This is a genomic window from Pleionea mediterranea (assembly GCF_003148745.1).
Lineage (GTDB): Bacteria > Pseudomonadota > Gammaproteobacteria > Enterobacterales > Kangiellaceae > Pleionea > Pleionea mediterranea.
Window position 1 is genome coordinate 18,897 of sequence record NZ_QGGU01000006.1, and the last position, 19,694, is coordinate 38,590.

Annotated in this window: 13 protein-coding genes; 6 read left to right on the plus strand and 7 right to left on the minus strand. The window is 42.7% G+C overall.

The genetic code is table 11. The features are described from left to right. The first annotated feature begins 116 nt into the window (after positions 1-116). From C8D97_RS08740 to C8D97_RS08750, 3 genes are read left to right on the plus strand one after another with little or no spacing between them, the layout of a single operon-like run. The gene (locus C8D97_RS08740) at positions 117-1,928 is read left to right on the plus strand and encodes a thiamine pyrophosphate-binding protein (RefSeq protein ID WP_109763397.1); all 1,812 of its coding nucleotides are present in this window, start codon (positions 117-119) and stop codon (positions 1,926-1,928) included. A gap of 4 nt (positions 1,929-1,932) precedes the next feature. Continuing rightward, complete coding sequence (locus tag C8D97_RS08745) at positions 1,933-2,769, plus strand: citrate/2-methylcitrate synthase (protein ID WP_109763398.1); 837 nt, start codon at positions 1,933-1,935, stop codon at positions 2,767-2,769. Between the two features lie 2 nt (positions 2,770-2,771). Beyond that, on the plus strand, positions 2,772-3,563 hold the full coding sequence (locus tag C8D97_RS08750; RefSeq protein ID WP_109763399.1) for a citrate synthase family protein: 792 nt from the start codon (positions 2,772-2,774) through the stop codon (positions 3,561-3,563). Between the two features lie 29 nt (positions 3,564-3,592). Here the strand turns inward: C8D97_RS08750 and C8D97_RS08755 are convergent, their stop codons facing one another. The 3 genes from C8D97_RS08755 to C8D97_RS08765 all read right to left on the minus strand — a co-directional run bounded on the left by C8D97_RS08755 (position 3,593) and on the right by C8D97_RS08765 (position 8,236). Continuing rightward, positions 3,593-5,689 carry a TonB-dependent receptor plug domain-containing protein gene (locus tag C8D97_RS08755; protein ID WP_109763400.1) on the minus strand — a complete coding sequence of 699 codons (2,097 nt, stop codon included), beginning with the start codon at positions 5,687-5,689 and terminating at the stop codon, positions 3,593-3,595. An 83-nt stretch (positions 5,690-5,772) separates the two neighbouring features. After that, entirely contained in the window at positions 5,773-7,383 is a 1,611-nt protein-coding gene (locus tag C8D97_RS08760) for a sensor histidine kinase (protein WP_170115197.1), read from the minus strand. Continuing rightward, a complete protein-coding gene (locus C8D97_RS08765; RefSeq protein ID WP_170115198.1) occupies positions 7,325-8,236 on the minus strand; it encodes a type 1 periplasmic-binding domain-containing protein in 912 nt (303 codons plus the stop codon). Before C8D97_RS08765 ends, C8D97_RS08760 begins: the two co-directional genes overlap by 59 nt. A gap of 306 nt (positions 8,237-8,542) precedes the next feature. On the opposite strand from C8D97_RS08765, the gene C8D97_RS08770 reads away from it, so the two are divergent. Next, positions 8,543-9,619 (plus strand): prolipoprotein diacylglyceryl transferase, encoded by a 1,077-nt coding sequence (locus tag C8D97_RS08770; RefSeq protein WP_109763403.1) that lies wholly within the window; start codon positions 8,543-8,545, stop codon positions 9,617-9,619. 172 nt (positions 9,620-9,791) lie between these two features. Further along, the gene (locus tag C8D97_RS08775; RefSeq protein WP_109763404.1) at positions 9,792-10,772 is read left to right on the plus strand and encodes a surface lipoprotein assembly modifier; all 981 of its coding nucleotides are present in this window, start codon (positions 9,792-9,794) and stop codon (positions 10,770-10,772) included. A 216-nt stretch (positions 10,773-10,988) separates the two neighbouring features. On the opposite strand, the gene C8D97_RS08780 is transcribed toward C8D97_RS08775, so the two are convergent. The 4 genes from C8D97_RS08780 to mltF form a co-directional block, all read right to left on the minus strand. Further along, a complete protein-coding gene (locus C8D97_RS08780; protein WP_109763405.1) occupies positions 10,989-12,515 on the minus strand; it encodes a M23/M56 family metallopeptidase in 1,527 nt (508 codons plus the stop codon). Then, positions 12,515-12,892: a BlaI/MecI/CopY family transcriptional regulator gene (locus C8D97_RS08785; protein ID WP_109763406.1), complete on the minus strand. Its 378-nt coding sequence runs from the start codon at positions 12,890-12,892 to the stop codon at positions 12,515-12,517. Before C8D97_RS08785 ends, C8D97_RS08780 begins: the two co-directional genes overlap by 1 nt. A 254-nt stretch (positions 12,893-13,146) precedes the next feature. Next, positions 13,147-13,698: a cob(I)yrinic acid a,c-diamide adenosyltransferase gene (locus C8D97_RS08790; RefSeq protein WP_109763407.1), complete on the minus strand. Its 552-nt coding sequence runs from the start codon at positions 13,696-13,698 to the stop codon at positions 13,147-13,149. A 108-nt stretch (positions 13,699-13,806) separates the two neighbouring features. After that, positions 13,807-15,333: a membrane-bound lytic murein transglycosylase MltF gene (gene mltF / locus C8D97_RS08795; protein WP_109763408.1), complete on the minus strand. Its 1,527-nt coding sequence runs from the start codon at positions 15,331-15,333 to the stop codon at positions 13,807-13,809. A 255-nt stretch (positions 15,334-15,588) separates the two neighbouring features. On the opposite strand from mltF, the gene purL reads away from it, so the two are divergent. After that, complete coding sequence (purL, locus tag C8D97_RS08800; RefSeq protein ID WP_109763409.1) at positions 15,589-19,479, plus strand: phosphoribosylformylglycinamidine synthase; 3,891 nt, start codon at positions 15,589-15,591, stop codon at positions 19,477-19,479. Positions 19,480-19,694 lie beyond the last annotated feature (215 nt).

A 19,694-nucleotide genomic window follows, 5' to 3' on the forward strand; every position in this document is an offset into this window, starting at 1 on the left:
TTAAGAAGGTTCTTAATATTAAATACGCTCGTATATTATTTGTCCTAGCAAGAAGTGTACTACCCGTCTACACTCAATAAACATCAATAACAAATACAATAAAATGGGTAGAGAAGATGAAGTCTTCATCTCAAGAGTGGGATAAAAAATACACAAGAAAAATAAGCACTCTAGGTTCTGATTTTGATAATGCAGATCTAATTATCGAATATTTGATTCGGTTGGGGATAGACTATGTATTTGGAGTGCCTGGTGGAGCCATAGAGCCTTTTTTTAATGCTATATTTCGAGCGCAGTCAAGAGGAGGGCCGAAACTTATTGTAGCGCGTCATGAGGCTGGTGCTGCATTTATGGCTGATGGATACGCTCGTGAAACAGGTCGTATAGGTGTGTGTTGTGCTACTACCGGGCCTGGTGCAACAAATTTAATTACTGGTGTTGCCTCAGCAATGGTGGATTATGTGCCAATGCTGGTTATTACTGCTCAAACTCCTTTACCTAAATTTGGGCGTAATGCATTACAGGAGTCATCTTGTACCGCCATCGATACGGTTGGAATTTTTCGCCACTGTACACGATATAATACTTTAATTTCACATTCTGAGCAGATGAATGCTAAGTTGATCAGTGCTTTAATGGCAGCAAACCGATCTCCTGTAGGACCTGCGCATATTAGTATTCCATCGGATATCTTAAGGGAAAAAATTACCAGCAACACTGTTGTTAGGACTGAGCATATTCGGCAAAATTTTATCCTAACTGATAATCAAGCTGTGCAAAAATTCATTGATCTGTTAACCCGATCTTGGCGGATCGCTGTATTTATTGGAAAAGGTTGTGGGGATGCTATTGAAGAAATTATGAGATTTGCTGAAATGACGCATTCTCCAATTATGGTAGGACCTGCAGGAAAACGTTGGATGAATAGTTATCATCCTTCATATCGTGGGGTTTTCGGTTTTGCTGGCCATCCAAGTGCCATACAAACAATGGCAGATGACTCAATCGATTTGTTAATCGCAGTAGGAACCCCGCTTACTGAACTCGGAACTGGTGGTTGGAAAAATCAACTACTCAGTGAACGCTTGGTTCATGTTGATTCTACTGTTGAACATTTTACTCGTTCTCCAATGGCGAAGCTCCATGTTTGTGGTGATATTAAGGCAATATTTGAGCAAGTTAATAGTTGCTTAGAAGAAGGAAAAAAGTGGGGGAGAACCTGGGACTCATTCGATCCCATAAAAGAGAATTATTTAAATAAAACACCTTCTACAAAAAATCATGGTTATCAAATTAGGATGGAGCATGCAGATGCGTGCGAGGATACTTCTTCTCCATTGAAACCTCAGTGTGTGGTTACGGAGTTTGCTCATCGTATACCAGAAAATTTTCGTATTCATCTGGATGCAGGTAACGTTTGGGGGTGGTTTACTCATTACTTCCATAGGCCAAGTTCAAAAGGTCACTATCATATCTCTATGGGCTTTGGTTCTATGGGTTGGGCAATTGGTGCTGCTATCGGTAACACTTTGGGAAGTCAACAGCCAAGTGTCTGCATAACAGGTGATGGAAGTTATTTAATGAGCGGCCAAGAGATCACTGTTGCACTCCAACATCAACTGACGGTCATTTATGTCATCTTTAATGATTCGGCACTAGGTATGGTAAAGCATGGACAGCGTCTAGGAGACGCAGAACAAATTGGCTTCGAATTACCTGATATCAATTATGCTCAGATGGCAAATGCTATGGGAATAGAAGGTATTGTTATTAAAACCTTTGAGGAATTGATCTCTATTGATTGGAAGGCACTTGGTTCAAAAAACTCACCAACTTTAATTGATTTAAGAATTGATGGCGAGCAAGTTCCTCCTATGGGAGAGCGTGTAAAAGGATTAGCCAACGAGTCTGCTACGCCAGGAGGATAAGATTATGGCTAACAAAACACCTGCAAATTATTATTCGAAAATTTGGCTGGAAGAGCCCGAGGAAGATAATCCATTTCTTTCTAAACGACAGTATTGTTATGGTTACGATATAGCTGAAGAAGTTTTGGAGAAAGCAAGCTGGGTTGAGTATCTTTATTTGTTATTTGGTGGAGAAAAACCAAGTGCTGAACAGGCTTTATTATTAGATAAGTTGGCGATTGTTCTCGCTAACCCAGGAATTCGAGACGCTAGCGTACGAGCTGCGATGAATGCTGGTGTTGGTGGCTCGACTTCTGCATCAAGTCTTATGTCGGCAATTGCTGTAGGTTCAGGACAGTTTGGTGGTGCACGTGAGATCCATACTTTGGTTACTCAATGGGAGAAATTTGGCACTAATCTCAAGCAATGGCAAGCATTTCTATTAAACCCAAATCAGCATCAGGATAACATCGATCTATGGCAGAAATATGAACACCCTCCTGGTTTCGATCCTTATGCGACAAAACACTCCAGTTTTGTTATGTCGGCACTTAAAAAACTAGTTTCAGTGACACCTGGCAATGCCTTAATATGGTTGCTAGCTAACTATCAGTCACTTGAGGAATCTTGCAAAGCTGGTATGACACTCAATAGTGTGGTGGCAGCTGCATTTTACGACTTAAATTTTAATGCACAAAACTCAGAGTTATTATTTCTTATATTACGACTTCCCGGTGCTGCTGCACATGCTATGGAGCAACAGCAAATGGGATGGAAAAAATTTCCTTTTTACAATGATGCTTTTACGCTTATTGATGATCCTGGTAAGCAGGGCGAGTTAATGGATTATAAGGATTTATAAACATGCGGTTTAAGCCTTTATCGAGCTATGAAAATAATGTTCAAACTAAAGTAGGACTAAGTTTTCTCTCTGAAAGAGTTGTGTTTCGAGGAAAAGACTTGCACTTCGAATTAAAGGATTATGATTGGTTTAAATTTTTCTTGTTTGGGATCACGGGAAAAGAATTTACTCGACAAGAGTTGGAAGTGCTCGGATTTATTTGGTTGAGTACGAGCTATCCAGACGCAAGAATATGGTGTAATCGGATTGCTGCATTAGCAGGCAGCGCACGCACTACTATTACTTTAGGTCTAAGTGCTTCAATGGCCGTAACAGAAGCAGAGCTTTACGGTGTAAAGCCAACAAAATGCGCCATAGATTTTCTTATTCGAGCAAACAAGCAAGTTAAAAAAGGAATATCGATCGATAGGCTTGTCGATAATGAATTGTCTAGTAGAGGTATGATCTATGGTTATGGAAGACCATTGGTCAGAGAAGACGAGCGAATTCCACATGTGATCAAATACGCTAATGAGCGTGGGTTCGGCAAGGGTGAGCATCTTAAGTTAGCACTTGAAATTGAACAGTGTTTAATCTCGCTAAAAAATGTAGGTATGAATATTGCCGCTGTTTATGCTGGACTTGCTGCAGATATGGGGTTTGATGCAAATGAATTTCATCGTTTTTGCACACTGCTGGTTTTTGGTGGTATGCCTCCCTGTTTTATCGAGCAAGAAGAGAAGCCTCCGGGTAGCTTTCTACCCATTCGATGCAGCAGTATTATTTATCAGGGACCGAATAAAAGACGCTGGTAACAATAATAAATAAGATCGTTATTTATGGTTTAAATTTCTCCATATATGCTTAAATAATAGCTGCGTCCATATTGTGGTAGATCATTTGGAAATGCAACCTGCGGACTTGTATTATTTGGGCCTTCACTGGGCTCTCGAATATCTGAGTCAAATAAGTTTTTAATACTAAAACTCAGATTAAATGGTCCTAAATTTTTTAAGTGATAAGTGATCCCTGTATTAATATAAGAGTCTAGGTCATCTCGATTGTCTAAGCTTGAACGCGCCCTTTTTCCGACATAGTTTGAATAGAGGTTTAAGGATGAGTCTGGGTAAAAGTTCCACATGCTGCTCAAATATACCTGATAATCAGGAGCTCCACCTAAATCATGTTTCACCAGTTCATCTGTTGTTGTTTGTTTGGATAGATTTAAGCTGAATCGAAAGTCATCGTTGGCGCGATAGTTAATTTCAGATTCAAAACCATGACCTTTTAATTGACCAATATTCTGAGCGGTAGCTGTTGGTGCTCCATCATCAGGAACAAAGTTAATAAAGTCTTCAACTTTAAACTGATAAATATTTAAGTGGTATTTAAGGGCATTTGACTGTGCATAATCAAAGGCAACCTCAAATGTATCAATGGTTTCTGGAGATAAGTTTGGATTGCCAAGTGCGATAGGATTGTTGACCACCAGCGTTTCTGCAAATGCAGGCGCTCTGAATGCTCGACCGTACAGAAACTTGGTATTTAGCTTAAGTGAAGTAGACCAAACCAGTGCAAGTCTAGGATTTGTGGTAGAGCCAAAGTCTGAGTAATCGTCATATCTTATTCCGGCAGTTAGCTCCCAGTCAGGCGCAATTTGTATTTCATCTTGAACGTATATAAAAAAGCTACTGCGATCAGACTCAGGTATGAATACTTCATTGGAGTCTGTCACATCGACTAACTCTCCCAGTGGATTTAAAAAAGCATCAAAGTTTTTCTGCTCTTTAACTTTATATAAGTCTTCGACTTTATAGCCAAAGCCTAATGCTATTTTATTCTTGTTAAATCCAGTATATGCAGACTCACTTTTAAAAACTGAAGTTCTCTCAAACCATTCAGGATTGCCAATTAGACCTTCAGGGAAGGCTCCAAAGAAAGCACCTGGAGGAAAAAGTAGTAAGTCTTTTTCAACTTTTTGATTGGAGCGATAATAAGACAGATTAATATCACTAACCCAGTTATTTGTTTTTGTTAAATTATAAGTTAAGTTGGCAAGAAATTTTTCACTGTTAAAACGACCTACAGGATCCAGTGCTCCTGCTGATCCCTGACCATGCCCAACATTATCACGATCCTGAAAACCAACTTTTAAATCAAAATCCAAATAAGAAACATCAAATCGTAAGTCGATACCTTTATAACCCAAGCTGGCGTTACCCGGAGCATAAGAAGCTGGTGGGGCTAACTCTAATGCATCTATTGATGACTGTATATCTGTATCGATTAATGCATCAAAGCCATCTGTAGTAATAAATTCACCTGTCAGTGATAGCTTAAAGTCTCCATCAATGTATTTCGATAAATACCAGGCTTCTCTTGTATTGTAACTTCCGATACTAACACCAACTTGATTATTGTCGATATCGTCCGCAGTTTTGGTAATAATATTAATAATGCCTGAAAATGCATCTGCACCATAAAGGGCTGAGCCAGGCCCTCGAATCACTTCAATGCGTTGAATGGAATTGACCGGAAAGTCTCCCCAAACAGCGTGCCGGTCACCTCTTACGATGCTGGTAATGGGAACTCCATCAACTAGCACAAGTGTTTGAGGATTAAAGGTTGAGGATATTCCTCTAATTATAATTTTGGGCGAATATAATTGTGATGAGTGAGAAACGTGCAAACCAGGAACTGATTCAAGAGCCTCTGAAAGCGTTCGATAGCCCATAGCCTTAATTTCATCAGCCCTGATAAGGGTAGCTACTGCAGGAGCTTTTGATATTAATTTTTTGGAGCCAGTTGCGATACTCACGAATTCCTCATCGTCAAAAAATCCACCAAACTCATCTTCGCCAAAATTATCTTCATCAGCATGTGCTAACACTATTAATACTAATCCCAGGCCAACAAAGGGCAAAGTTCGAAGTAACGTCATGTTTGGTTTCCCAAGTAACTAGCTATAGTCGTATATTTTTATTAATAATAGGTCATTGCTTATAAATCACAACCTATTCTAACTTATTCATTTAATGTAATAGTAACGGTAAATAATGAGCCTTTACCCGGCTGGCTTTCAACTTTAATGCTTCCATTCATCAGATCACAGAATTTTTTTGAAATGGCAAGACCAAGCCCTGTTCCTTGATGTTTTCGTGACTCACCAGCGTCAACTTGACTAAAGGGCTCAAAAATTGAGTTGAGTTTATTTTTCTCTATACCTACACCAGTATCGGATACTGAAAACTGAATATTTGTTTCAGTTAGCTTGGCAGATACTTTGATTTTCCCATCTTTAGTGAACTTACAAGCATTTCCCAATAAGTTGTATAAAATCTGTAGCACTTTTTGTCGATCTAATAATACATGTCGTTCAAGATTTTTCTTAATCACATCAAGGTGGTTATTATTCTTTTCAATTAAAGGTTTTAATGTTTCGCAGGCCTCATCCAGCAAGCTTGATATATCTGTGGGAGTGCGGTGTAACTCCATTTTTCCTGCTTCAACCTTAGCTAAGTCTAGTAATCCGTTTATCAAAGTAAGCAATCCTTGGGCACTGATAAGAATACGGTTGGCATCAGATGTAAGCTGATCAAAGCCATCAAGTTCGAGCTCTTCCTTAATTAAATCTGTATAGCCAATAATTGCTTGAAGAGGCGTTCTTAGCTCGTGACTGATATTCGCTAAAAACTCAGATTTATGCCGACTGGCAGTTAGTGCACTGTCTCTCGCTACAACTAAATCTTTAGTTCTTATCTCTACTTCTGCCTCAAGCACATCGCGGTGAGACTCAATTTCTTTGCGTTGCTTTTCTAGAATCACCATCATCTGGTTATAAACGGTTGCCATCTGGCGAAATTCTTTTGCTCCTTTTATTGGGGATTTTTGGTATTGCTCACCATCCTTTACTGAGCGCATACTTTCAGACAGTTCTGTTAATGGGCGAGTTAATTGGCCCACCCCCCAGTACATTAGTAATGATAAAATTGCTGATAAAGCCAACGCAATTGCAATGTTATTGGTGAAAATAGACCGCTGAACACTTATCATTTCTGCTTTATTTAACTCAATAAAAACTTGACCGAGATATTCTTTTGCAGGCTTTTCAGTAACTTCACCAAGGGCATCAAACTCGTCTTCTACTTGATAATATACTGGGGCTGAAAAAATCCATCGGTCAGAAGTTTCACTAAATAAAATGGATTCTTTTGAATTTTCTAGAGGATGATTGTATTCATCAAATTGACTACTGCCACGATGAATTAGTTGCTCGCCATCCAGTGTTAGGATGGTTGCTGCAATTACATCTTTAAAGTTAGTGACAATATCAACTGCAGAAAGTGCATTTTCTTCACTTCTTGTAAGTAAAGAGAGAACACTTTGCTCAGCAAAGTTTTCAGCCAGTTGCTTGCCTCTTTCGATGCTTGATTCCCTGGTTAATTCAGATGTATTCCATGATGTAATAAGCGAAGTGGTTATCGCAAGTAGCAAAACACTAAAGCTAAAAAAACTGAGCAGCTGTGTGCGAAAAGAAGCTTTACTAAAGACTATAAAGTTTCGCATAAGTTTATCGCTATTCAGGAAAGGTAAGCTCGAACGATTTTTCTTGATCGGAACTGTATTTGATTCCAAGATGAGCCGCCGTTCTTAAATTTACAGCAAGACTAATTGCGTTAGAAGGCTTGACATAAGATTGCTTAGTATTGTCCAAACGCGAGACCATAGTGAGTAATTTTTTACCTAGTTCAACATTGTCTGGATAAGTGGAGAACAATACACCTCGGCTGGCATGAGAAGGCTTACTTGAAAAGATAACCATTTGTTTTGCCCAAGAGCCTTCAAGTACAAAAGGTAAAATTATTTTGTCGCTTGATGTTACTTTGTCAAGAGGCAGCCAGATGGCATGCTGGTTACCGTTAAACTGTTCAAATAAGTTTTTATAATATGCAATGGCTTCAGCAATGCTATCAACTTTCTTAGATTGAAAAACAAAGCCTTTTTCAGTGGCTTTTTCTTCTGCTATGTCAATCAGCCATTGGTTCGTAGCACTATAAGCGACATAAATGTTGGACACTTTTGGTGCAGTAATTTTCAGATAGTCAAATAATTGCTCAGGATCTGATTCTAGACTGATGCCTGATAAACCATTAGGTGAAATTGGAATGGCACCTGCAACTGTGATGAAGTCTCTAGGTAGAGTTTTAGCAATTTTATAGCCGGTTCGTCCGAGTGTTACAACTTTTTTAATATTATTCGTTTTGAGTTCAGTTACAACTTGATTGACATCATAGTTTTTATTTAGCTCAATAGAAACAACTTTGTATTCTTGCTGTGTCTCTGCTCCCTTAACTATTTGCCGAAATACGGATAAATAAGGTTCTCTTACTTTGGCATAAACTATCCCCACCGTTTCTTGTGCATGTGCTTGTAGCGTTAAAGCAAATAAACCAAACAGTGCGCTTATTAAAGGTGTAAAGCTTCGCAAGTATCTTTCCATCTACGTGATTATACTCTCTATATAGTATACCTAAAACAATAAAACGCAAATAAGTTGTTTAAATTCAGTCGGATAGGCTGATAGTTTCCATTGTCGAATAGTTTAAGTCAGCTGGTTAAACAGTGACAATATGTCTTGTTTTCGTAATAGTTAACGCAGGGTTTGAATAGAATGACTTACCAAAGTGTGAGTAGGTTCAAACTTTCTTACCGAAGTAAAATTATTCACGAATAAATCAATAACCTCATGCGTCACCTCAATGAACGCTAAACAAACCAAAGTGAGGTATGAATCATGAATAACCTATCAAAAAATGTATTGATCGCAACATTAACAACTGTGGCTTCAAGTGTGGCCATTGCCGGAAATTTTGATGCAAAAGCCAGTGCAAAAACGTCGGCATCTGCAGAAGTGACCGCTAAAAAATCGGTAAAAACCGAGCACGCCGAAGCGGAGTTCAATGCTGAACAGTCCACTGAATCTAATCAAAATGCTGAAGGTTCGGCTGGTTCTGATGAGCAATCAGCTCAAGCGGAATCGTCTACCCAATCTGAATCGAACGCTGGTCTTTCAATAGGGCTTCAGTCACCGAGCTCTGGTGATGATGAAGGCGACGATCCACAAGATCCCATGCCACAAGAGCCCTCACCGCAACAACCATCCGAAGATAATGTGCAGCAGGTTGCAGCCTCTGCGACGGGTCAGTTGAGCAGTCAATTAGACGCTGTGACAGAGTCTGGCGTAGAAGCTGGTGACTCAGTCTCGGCAACGGCCAATGCAATGGCTGAGGTTGCAACGGACACAACAGTATCTGCTGCCAGTGATGCGAAAACGTCAACAGATTCGTTGATGAATGATGCTGAGCAAGCCGTAGTTGATACGGAGTCTGACATTAGTGCTTCTGCTGAAGAGTTAAGCGACTCTGCTTCGGCTGACATAAATGCTATGGCCGATGCTACTGCACAAACGGTTTCGCAACTAAGTGTGAGTGCTGAAGGTGAATCGGCCGGTGAAGAACTGCCCGAAATGCCAGAAGACGAAGCGCCAGAGCAAGAAACGTCAGACCTGGCATCTAATATCACTGGAAATGTATCTGGAACAGTGAATACCGCCACAAAGTTAACCAGTGAATTACAGACAGGTGTAGATAATGAAGCAGTGAGTGCAGAGGCGATTAATACTGAAGTTGCGAACAATGTCATCAGTTCCATTCAGGCCGCTCAAACGTCTGCCATTACTTCACAGGTAAATGGTCAGGTGACTAAAGAAGTAACGGCAGCGATTAATGATGAAGTGAAAGCTGCTGTTGAGTCTGAAGTACAAAACTCTGTCAACAATGCGGTTAAAGAAAGTCTGGATCTGGATATCTAACCAGTCCGTTGTTAATCGTACGTTGTTGTTAAACGTATGGAGTCATCACGGTGCATTAACGTTACTCTAATAAAAGTTATTTTCATAAAAGTTACTCTCATAATCGTTATGCACCTAAGTCCAAAAAAGCAGTCGGTAACTCCGGCTGCTTTTTCAGCAAGGAGTCATCATTATGTTTCGCAGTCATCCCATTAAAACATTAAGCTTATTGGTATTAACGGCAATAATTTCCGCGACTTCTGTTGCAGAGGGCAATGCAGAAGATATTGCAGAAGGTAATGCAGAGAATAATGCAGTGAAGCAAGCGCACTCACTTGACTATGACATATCGTTTGATCTTGAAGTCGGCACCATTTATGACAGTCACCTAAGCATCGAAGAAATTGATAGGAATACCGATAAAGGTGACTCGGCGTTATATTATCAGGGCGCTCTTAAAGGAGAGCTTAAGCCAGTCGAAAAACTTTTGTTAACCGCTGACTATCAGTATTCGAGTAAAGCATATCAGGACTTTGATGAGTTTGATCAAACGCTGGGTATATTAAATCTGGACGGCAGTTATCAGTTTGACTGGTTAACGCTAGGAATAAATGCCATTGATGTTAACGCCGACTTATCCGATGAGCCTTTTTTGACTCTGACGCAACAAGGTTTATATGTTTCTAAACTAATTAGTAATCGATATTTTATTCGGCTGGCAAAAAACAATGCAGATAAACGATTTGAGCAACAGATCGATCGTAACGCAGAGGTGAATGAGTTTAATGCTGGTTTCTTTTTGTTTTTTGATAACGCGCAGCAATTTATTCATCTTGGGTATGCCGATAAGTTTGAAAATGCCAGTGCAGATGAGTTTGATTATGACAGCTATCAACTGGCATTAAAGTACTCAAAGAAATTTCAGCTGTTCAGTCAGAAAGGACAGTGGAAAGTAGGTGTCAGACGCACTGTTAAAGATTACCGCAACGATTCTTCCATTATCGATGAGCCTCGACAGGACAGGCGAAATGTAGCTGAGATTGAAGTTGAACTTGGTTTAATGAAAAAGGTTTCCTTGATGACAAAGCTTGAGCTTCTGGGTAATCAATCCAACCTTGAGTCTCAGGATTATCAGTCTGAACAGGTAAGTGTTTTGTTAAAAGCTGATTTTTAATGCGCTTTTAGCCAGATGGTATTTCGCTTAATGACTCTATAAATCAATCGACACTATAAGCTAACTGATAGTGCTCTTAATGTGTGACACCACTTTATTGAGAAGTAACCTGAGTGGGAATGCATTTAAGTTTAAAAACTACAGTCACACCCAGGTCCGATTTAATGAAATTTAAATTGGATAAACGAATCCTCAGACATTATAAATGAATTACGTTTACGGAAAGGCTATATAATCATTCGGGTTAATCGGTTGATTATCTTTTCGTAATTCAAAGTGAAGGTGGGGACCAGTGGTTTTTCCGGTGGCGCCTACCTGACCAATTTGTTGGCCTGCTTTAACGTGCTCTCCTTCAGCAACGCTCCGTTGATCAAGATGTGAATATAAACTTTGCAGGCCATTGCCATGATCAACGACAATAATTTTCCCGTAATTCTTTTTACCTTGAAGTAGATCTGTAGAAATCACCACTGTACCAGAAGCGCTGGCAACTACTGGTGCGCCTCTTTTATCAGCCAGATCGATTCCTTTATGAAATTTATGAACTTTATTGTTGGCGCCAAAATTTGACGATACTCGTGCGGTGACGACAGGGTTGAGCATAATAGTTGATTTAATTGCACCATCATCTGTGCTGGGCGACAAGGTGGGTTGAAAAGCAAAACTGCTGCTGATAATCCCCATCGATGCGCCAATTAGTCCCAGGTTTTTAATGGAACGCTTGATTCCATTGTCATTTGGATTCATTATTAATTTAATTCTCATGGTAAAACTCCTTTGTGGTGTTGATGAGAAGGCGGCAACCGACTTGTCGAAGGGTTGGGTTGCCGATCTGCGGAGGATCGTTAGCATTGCGAGTGCGTAGATCCTCCGCAAATTTGACCGTCGTTGTAAAACGAGGGCATCGCAACTGAGCTCGATAGCCCAGTTAAGTTGAAGGACGAAATGTTTAATAAATGGATTAAACCAGAAGATACTCTTCAGGCATTGCGCCAGCATTAAAACGGTAGGATCGTGACGTTTCAGGTGCGTTAACTCATGGCGTAACATCAGGTTAAATTGCGTTGCGCTTAACGCACTAAATGATTCTGGCGTTAATATTAAAGTGGGTTTGAATAAACCGGTGACAAAGGGTGAGGGTGCTTTATAGCTCACTTTAATGATGAGTGGCAATAATTTTTTCGTTCTGTTGTTTTTCGATTGATGTTTATTAATTGTCAATAACCTTTGCAACTTACCAAGGCAACGGCGGTGATGCTCTGTGGTATGCGTTGCCTGATTTAAATAATAATCGACAGGGATCGCCTGTAGAATTAAACGTTTAACTGCTAGCCATTGCAGAATATTTTTAACGAGCATTAGCATACTGATAAGCAATAGCAGTAGGCCGCATCCAACCACTATTTGTGCGTATGTGAGAAGGGAATGGTGTTGTGTTTCGGTTATCTTCAAACCTTCACTGGGCGGGATCAATGTGATGTGCCCCAAGTTATCCAGAATTACCACTGGAGACAGGTTCGACAATGACAGGGGGATAAACCCATACACTACTGGTAACAATCCGCAAGTTAGCAGCATAAGCCAGAGACCACGCCAGCGGGCCAAACGCTCGGAAAACCGACTTAACAGAGTGACTCCGCAATACAACAGCCCGCTTACAAGGACGCAATAAATACAGCCAAGTAACAGTTGTTCGGCAAGCAGCAGTTGCTCGGGTAAAGGTTGCGCATTAAAGAGAGCCATCAGGATTCATCCTTCTGCTGTAATGTTTTTTCGAGCTGTGCTAACTCATCTTCGTTTAGCAATTTGCTATCGGCAAACATACTCACGGGGATCTGGCCATCAACTTCAAGCACACTCTGAGTAAAATCTTTAATGTATCTTGCCAAAGTTTTTACTTTATTCACTGCTGGGTGAAATACGCGTATCCCATGTACTTCACTCACCGATAACAAATGTTTCTCGTTCATTCGTTCAAGAGTTTTGCGTGTGGATGAATACGACCATTCTAGTTTTTCTTCCACGGCGTTATGAATTTCACGGGCACTTTGTGGTGCGAGTTTCCACAATGCTTTTAAGATCACCAGTTCACTGGCAGAAGGTTTGGTCCGATTTTTCATGACATGACTTATAATTTATGTGATGTCGTAACTATGCGACAAGTGTCGCATGTGCGTCAATAGTAAATCTAAAATAATTAAAGATTATTGAACGAAAGTTATTCGATTAGGGGGCAATTAAATGGGCATGGATCAACATTTAAAGCCAAACAGCACCGTAATATTTTGGCAGGCCGGAGCTTTTGGCTTTAACTAGAGCGTGTTTATCAAAGAACGAAAGATAAACACGCTCTAATGCTTTCTTAACACAACTATTATTGATTGCGTTCCGATTGCCACATTTTTTCTTCTACTTGTGCATTTCGACCCAAAATACGGCAACACACAAATAAAAAGTCCGATAATCGATTAAGGTAGGTTTGTCCTAACTTATTGATTTCTTCATTTCGTGCCAAGGTCACAATGCGTCGCTCTGCACGACGACAAATGGTGCGTGCCATATGGCAACAGGCGGTTGGCATATCGCCTTTTGGCAGAATAAACTCTTTCAGTGGTGGCAGAGTGTCGTTCAACTGTTCGAGCCACTGTTCAATTTGTGATAAATCGTCGTCTTTTACCAGTTGGTATTCTGGCATGGCGAGTTCTCCGCCCAGATTAAATAATATATGTTGAATGGCTTCGAGTTTTTCAGCCAGTGATTTATCGACAGGGTGGGCGATGATCATACCAATCGATGAGTTAAGTTCATCAACCGTACCTATGGCTTCAATTCGAGCGGAATCTTTTTCTACCCGGCGGTTTTGGCCGATGCCTGTGGTGCCATCGTCGCCCGTTTTTGTCACCAGTTTTGAAAGTCGGTTACCCATATAGCTATGCCTTGAAAGTGAATGGTTTGATGTGTTGCATTGTATCGCTATTCACAGGCATAAAAAAAGAGAGCCGAAGCTCTCTTTGATTTATCTTTATCACCTTTGTTAATCAACGGTTGCTGATGATTCAGACTCTATAATGTTGTTGCTGTCGTCATCATGTTTCTGTTTCCGGCTAGTCTGATTATCGGCCACCATTTCACCTGCGTCGAGCAGATCAATATATTCGGGTTTATCTTCGTCGAGCCATACTAGAACATCGTAATAACGACGGATATTGGTGACGTAGTCTACTGGCTCATCGCCACGGGCGTAGCCATACTTGGTTTGTTTATAATACTTCTTTTGTTTGAGCAGCGGTAAATGCTCTTTAACGTCGACCCACTTATCGGGATCACCGCCCAGTCGCTCGGTGATGATACGGGCATCTTCCAGATGACCCCAGCCCACATTGTAAGCGGCAAGCGCCATCCAGGTGCGATCGGGTTCAGCAATGCGCTCGGGAATGCGTTGATGCATGACCTGAAAATATTCAGCACCTCCGGCAATACTTTGCTCGGGATCGAGACGGCTTTTAATTCCCAGTTGACGTGCGGTATCCAGCGTTAACATCATAAGGCCGCGTACACCTGTGTGTGACTTTGCTTTTGGGTCCCAGTGTGATTCCTGATAACCCATGGCAGCTAGTAAGCGCCAATCGATGCCTTCGGGGGCAGAGGCCTGAAACAGCTCACGATATTGCTCCAGATCCGTTTGCGCCGCTTTCATAAACGTACGAGCGCCCACGTAATCGAAATCGTCCACGTGACCGTAGTATTGATCGACCAGCTGGGCAATTTTTCCCGACTGTTGCAGCCCACCAAAAAAGCTCACCACTTCAGACAACACCGAGTAATCGCCATCTTTGGGCAGCGCCCAGGCCAGTTGTTGAGGCTCTCCAACCGTAAATGCAATGGCCAGCTCGGTTTTAAATCGGCGGTTAAGGTTAAGCTCTACGGAATCAACAATGGTGTAATCAATGGTGCCATCCAGCACCATATCCAATAATTCTTCGGGTGAATGTTCGTCGGTTTCGCTCCAGCTAAGCTGGGGGAAGTCCTGCTTTACATCCAGTAGCATTCTGGAATGGCTGGAATTCGCGATGACTTTTAAGTCGCCGTCCAGCTGACCAAAATGACGTGGCCAGTCGTTGCCCTGTTTAAAGATGAGTTTCGCGGACACTTCCTGATAGGGCGGGCCAAATAAGTAGTTCTGTTTTCGAACATGGGTAGCACTTAAACCGGCGGCAGCAATATCGGCTGATCCTGCGTCTATGGCATTAAAGATCTGACCAATATTATCTTGAGCGACAAATACCGGAGTCACGCCCAGATGATCGGCAAAAGCGGTGGCTAATTCATACTCAATACCCGCCGGACCATCCTTGCGCACATAATAGGTGGTTGGGCTATTTCGGGTGGCGATGCGTAAAATACCGGACCGTTTGATTTGCTCGAGCTTGGAAAGCTGAGGTTCCTGGCACCCGGACAGCCATAAGAGCGAGGGTAATACCAAGACTAAAAGTGCTAAATGTGAGGTTAATTTCTTCAAACGTCCACCAAAATTCGTTAAATGCTCAATATTTCTGCTCATTCCACAAATATCCTTGTGTGAGATATTGTTGCGTCCATTGGGTAAATTATCGGTGTTAAGCAGTCATAGCGCAAGTTTTTAATGTGTGAAAAATAGTCAAATCCCGATGAACGGTGCCTGAACAGGGGATAATTTTCTGCTGCTTTTGCATTGAAAAACTTATCAAATCAAGGGTTTTCGAGTAGAATTGGCGCTCCTTTTTGGCCCCCATTTTCAGGGCGGCTAACGACTAAAGTTCACAAGAGAGTAGATCGCATGTTGGTTTTGCGTGGAGCCCCCGCTTTTTCTGAGTTTCGTATCGCTAAAATTTTGTCTAACTGCCGTAATCAGGGCCTCGATGTTGGCAGTGTATACGCCGAATTCGTGCACTTCGTCGATCTTAACGATGAACTTAATGATGAAAACCTGAACACTTTGAAGCGATTGCTGACTTATGGGCCTACCATTGCCGCGCACGAACCTGCGGGTAGTTTAATGGTGGTGGTGCCACGGCCGGGGACTATTTCTCCCTGGTCTTCCAAGGCAACCGACATCGCCCACAATTGTGGCTTAAACAGTATCTCTCGTATTGAACGCGGCATTGCATTCTATCTGACCGATGCATCGGGCAATGCGCTTGCAGAACAACAGCAAGCCAAAGCACAGGCGCTCATTCATGATCGGATGATTGAAGCGGTGCTGAACGATTTTGATGCCGCCGATATTTTATTCAAACACGAATCTCCCAAACCCTTATCACGGGTTGATATTTTACAGGGCGGCCGTGACGCATTGGTTAGCGCGAATTCTGATTTGGGTTTGGCGTTGGCTGACGACGAAATTGATTATCTGGTGGATCGTTTTACCGAATTAAAACGCAATCCAACCGATGTCGAGCTGATGATGTTCGCACAGGCCAACTCGGAACACTGTCGTCACAAAATCTTTAATGCTTCCTGGACCATCGATGGCGAAGATCAGGATCGGTCGTTATTTAAAATGATCAAGAACACCTACGAAGTGGGTCACGAAGGCGTACTGTCTGCTTATCGAGACAATGCGGCAGTTATTGAAGGGTTTGAACAACCCCGGCTTTGGCCAGACGCGGTCAGTCATGAATATCAATATCACCATGAGCCTGTGCATATTCTGATGAAAGTTGAAACGCACAATCATCCAACCGCCATCTCACCTTATCCGGGAGCAGCCACAGGATCGGGCGGTGAAATTCGAGATGAAGGCGCTACCGGTATTGGTGGCAAACCAAAAGCCGGTTTAACGGGTTTTACGGTTTCAAATCTGAGAATCCCAGGGTTCGAGCAGCCCTGGGAAGTCGATTATGGCAAGCCTGGTCGTATTGTGTCGGCACTGGACATCATGACCGAGGGGCCTCTGGGTGGCGCGGCATTTAATAATGAATTTGGTCGACCGAATATTTGTGGATATTTTAGAACTTACGAGCAGGCCCATCAGTTCAGCTTTGGAGAAGAAGTACGGGGTTACCATAAGCCGATAATGATTGCCGGCGGTATGGGGAATATTCGTGTCCATCACGTTGAGAAAAATGAAATTAAAGACGGCTACAAAGTAGTCGTATTAGGTGGCCCGGCCATGCTGATCGGTCTGGGCGGTGGCGCAGCATCCTCCATGGCTTCGGGTACCAGTCAGGAAGATCTCGATTTTGCATCGGTTCAGCGCGATAACCCGGAAATTGAACGACGCTGTCAGGAAGTGATCGATACCTGCTGGTCGATGGATAAAAACCCGATTGAATTCATTCACGATGTTGGCGCCGGGGGCTTATCCAACGCCATTCCAGAGTTAGTGCACGACGGTGAAATGGGCGGACAATTCGAACTTCGACGGGTTCCCAACGATGAACCCGGTATGAGCCCGGTGGAAATCTGGTGTAACGAAGCGCAGGAACGTTATGTGTTAGCCATTGCACCAGAAAGTGTCGATAGCTTTACCGCTATTTGTGAGCGCGAACGTTGCCCGTTCGCCATTGTTGGTGAAGCCACAGAGCAGCTGCACTTAACTTTAAACGATGAAGAGTTTGATAATCAGCCAATTGATTTACCCATGGATGTATTGTTTGGTAAAGCGCCAAAAATGCACCGCGATGTTACCTCTGCCGATACGGTCAAAAAGCCAGTCGATATTACGGACAGCATCAATGAAGCGGTGGATCGCGTGTTGTCGTTACCGGCGGTGGCTGACAAAACATTTTTAATCACCATTGGCGATCGAACCGTTGGCGGACTGGTTAACCGTGATCAAATGGTTGGTCCCTGGCAGGTGCCCGTTGCGGATTGCGCGGTGACAGCTTCTACCTTACAGGCAACTACTGGTGAAGCCATGGCCATGGGGGAGCGCACTCCGGCTGCTTTGTTAAATTATGCCGCATCGGCGCGACTGGCCGTGGGCGAAACCATTACCAATATGGCGTCTGCAAAAATCAATAAAATTTCCGATATTCGTCTATCCGCAAACTGGATGTGTGCGGCAGGATTCGAAGGCGAAGACGCCGGACTGTATGAAGCCGTTAAAGCTGTGGGCATGGAACTTTGTCCGGAGCTGGGCATTACCATTCCGGTGGGCAAAGACTCCATGTCGATGCGAACCGTGTGGCAGCAGGATGGTGAACAAAAGTCAGTGACGGCGCCAATGTCACTGGTGATCACCGGCTTTGCACCGGTCACCGATATTCGACAAAGCCTGACGCCGCAATTAAGAACCGATAAAGGCGACACCCAACTGATTTTGATTGATCTGGGCAAAGGCAAAAACCGGTTAGGAGCCAGTGCACTGGCGCAGGTATTCAATCAGCTTGGTGACGAAACCGCCGATGTGGATTCGGCTTCACAACTGAAGAACTTTTTTGACGCGATTCAACAATTAAATCAGTCGCAATTGATCCATGCCTATCACGATCGCAGCGACGGTGGATTATTAACCACGCTGGTAGAAATGGCGTTTGCTGGTAATACCGGTTTAAGCCTTGATGTGTCATCACTGGCGGAAGATGCGTTACCGGTATTATTCAATGAAGAATTAGGTGCAGTGATCCAGGTGTCGGTTGATGCTTTATCTCAAGTGGATGCTGTGTTTGAGCAGTTTAATTTAACCGATTGCGTGCATCGACTGGGTACGCTTAACTCATCGAAACACGTCGACATTAAGCACGGCGAATCCACATGGTTGTCGCGCCCGTTGGTCGAGTTACGAAAAATCTGGTCAAGCACCACTTATCAAATGCAAAAGCGCCGGGATAATCCTGAATGCGCCGAGCAGGAGTTTGCGGCAAAGCAAGACGTCAATAATCCGGGATTAACGCCCAAGTTAACCTTTGATATTAATGACGATATCACCAAAAACCTTGCTGGCAATGAAGCGCCCAAGGTTGCCATTCTGCGTGAGCAGGGCGTTAACAGCCATCTGGAAATGGCCGCCGCGTTTTTAAAAGCCGGCTTTAACGCCATTGATGTTCATATGAGCGACATATTGTCGGGTCGCGTCACCCTTGATGGTTTTAAAGGGTTGGTTGCCTGCGGTGGTTTTTCTTACGGTGATGTATTGGGCGCTGGTGAAGGTTGGGCCAAATCAATTTTATTTAATCCGGTTGCCCGTCAGCAATTTGAAGCCTTCTTTAAACGGGACGATTCATTCACTCTTGGGATCTGTAATGGTTGCCAGATGCTGTCGAATTTAAAAGAGTTGATACCCGGTACGGAGCACTGGCCTCATTTTGTGCGCAATCAATCGGAACAGTTTGAGGCGCGCTTCTCATTGGTTAAAGTTGAAAAAACGCCGTCTATTTTCTTAAAAGGTATGGAAGGTTCTCATTTGCCGATAGCGGTGTCTCATGGCGAAGGGCGTGCCGAGTTTAAATCGGAACAGCATGCTACCGAAGCGAATCAATCGGGGCTGGTGGCGGCTCGCTTTATTGATAACTACGGACAAGAAACCACAGAATACCCGGCCAACCCAAATGGTTCGCCAAATGGTATTACTGCGCTCACCAATACGGATGGTCGTGTCACGATTATGATGCCACATCCTGAGCGGGTGCAACGCAGCGTACAAAACAGCTGGTGTCCGGATGACTGGAATGAAGATGGCCCCTGGGTTCGTATGTTCCGTAATGCGCGAGTGTGGGTAGGTTAGTTAATTCATAATCCGTTGGTTTAAAAAATGCCGTAACAGATTTGTCGTTTAAAAGAGTTATCGATTACAGAGTTATCAGTTAAAGACTTAACGATTAAAACGTTTCGGGTTACAAACCATATCGATTTTAAGCTAGCGACCAAAAAAGCAGAAGCATTGTCTTCTGCTTTTTTGGTTTATTAAACATCTCATGGCGACTAATGGTTATTAGCAGA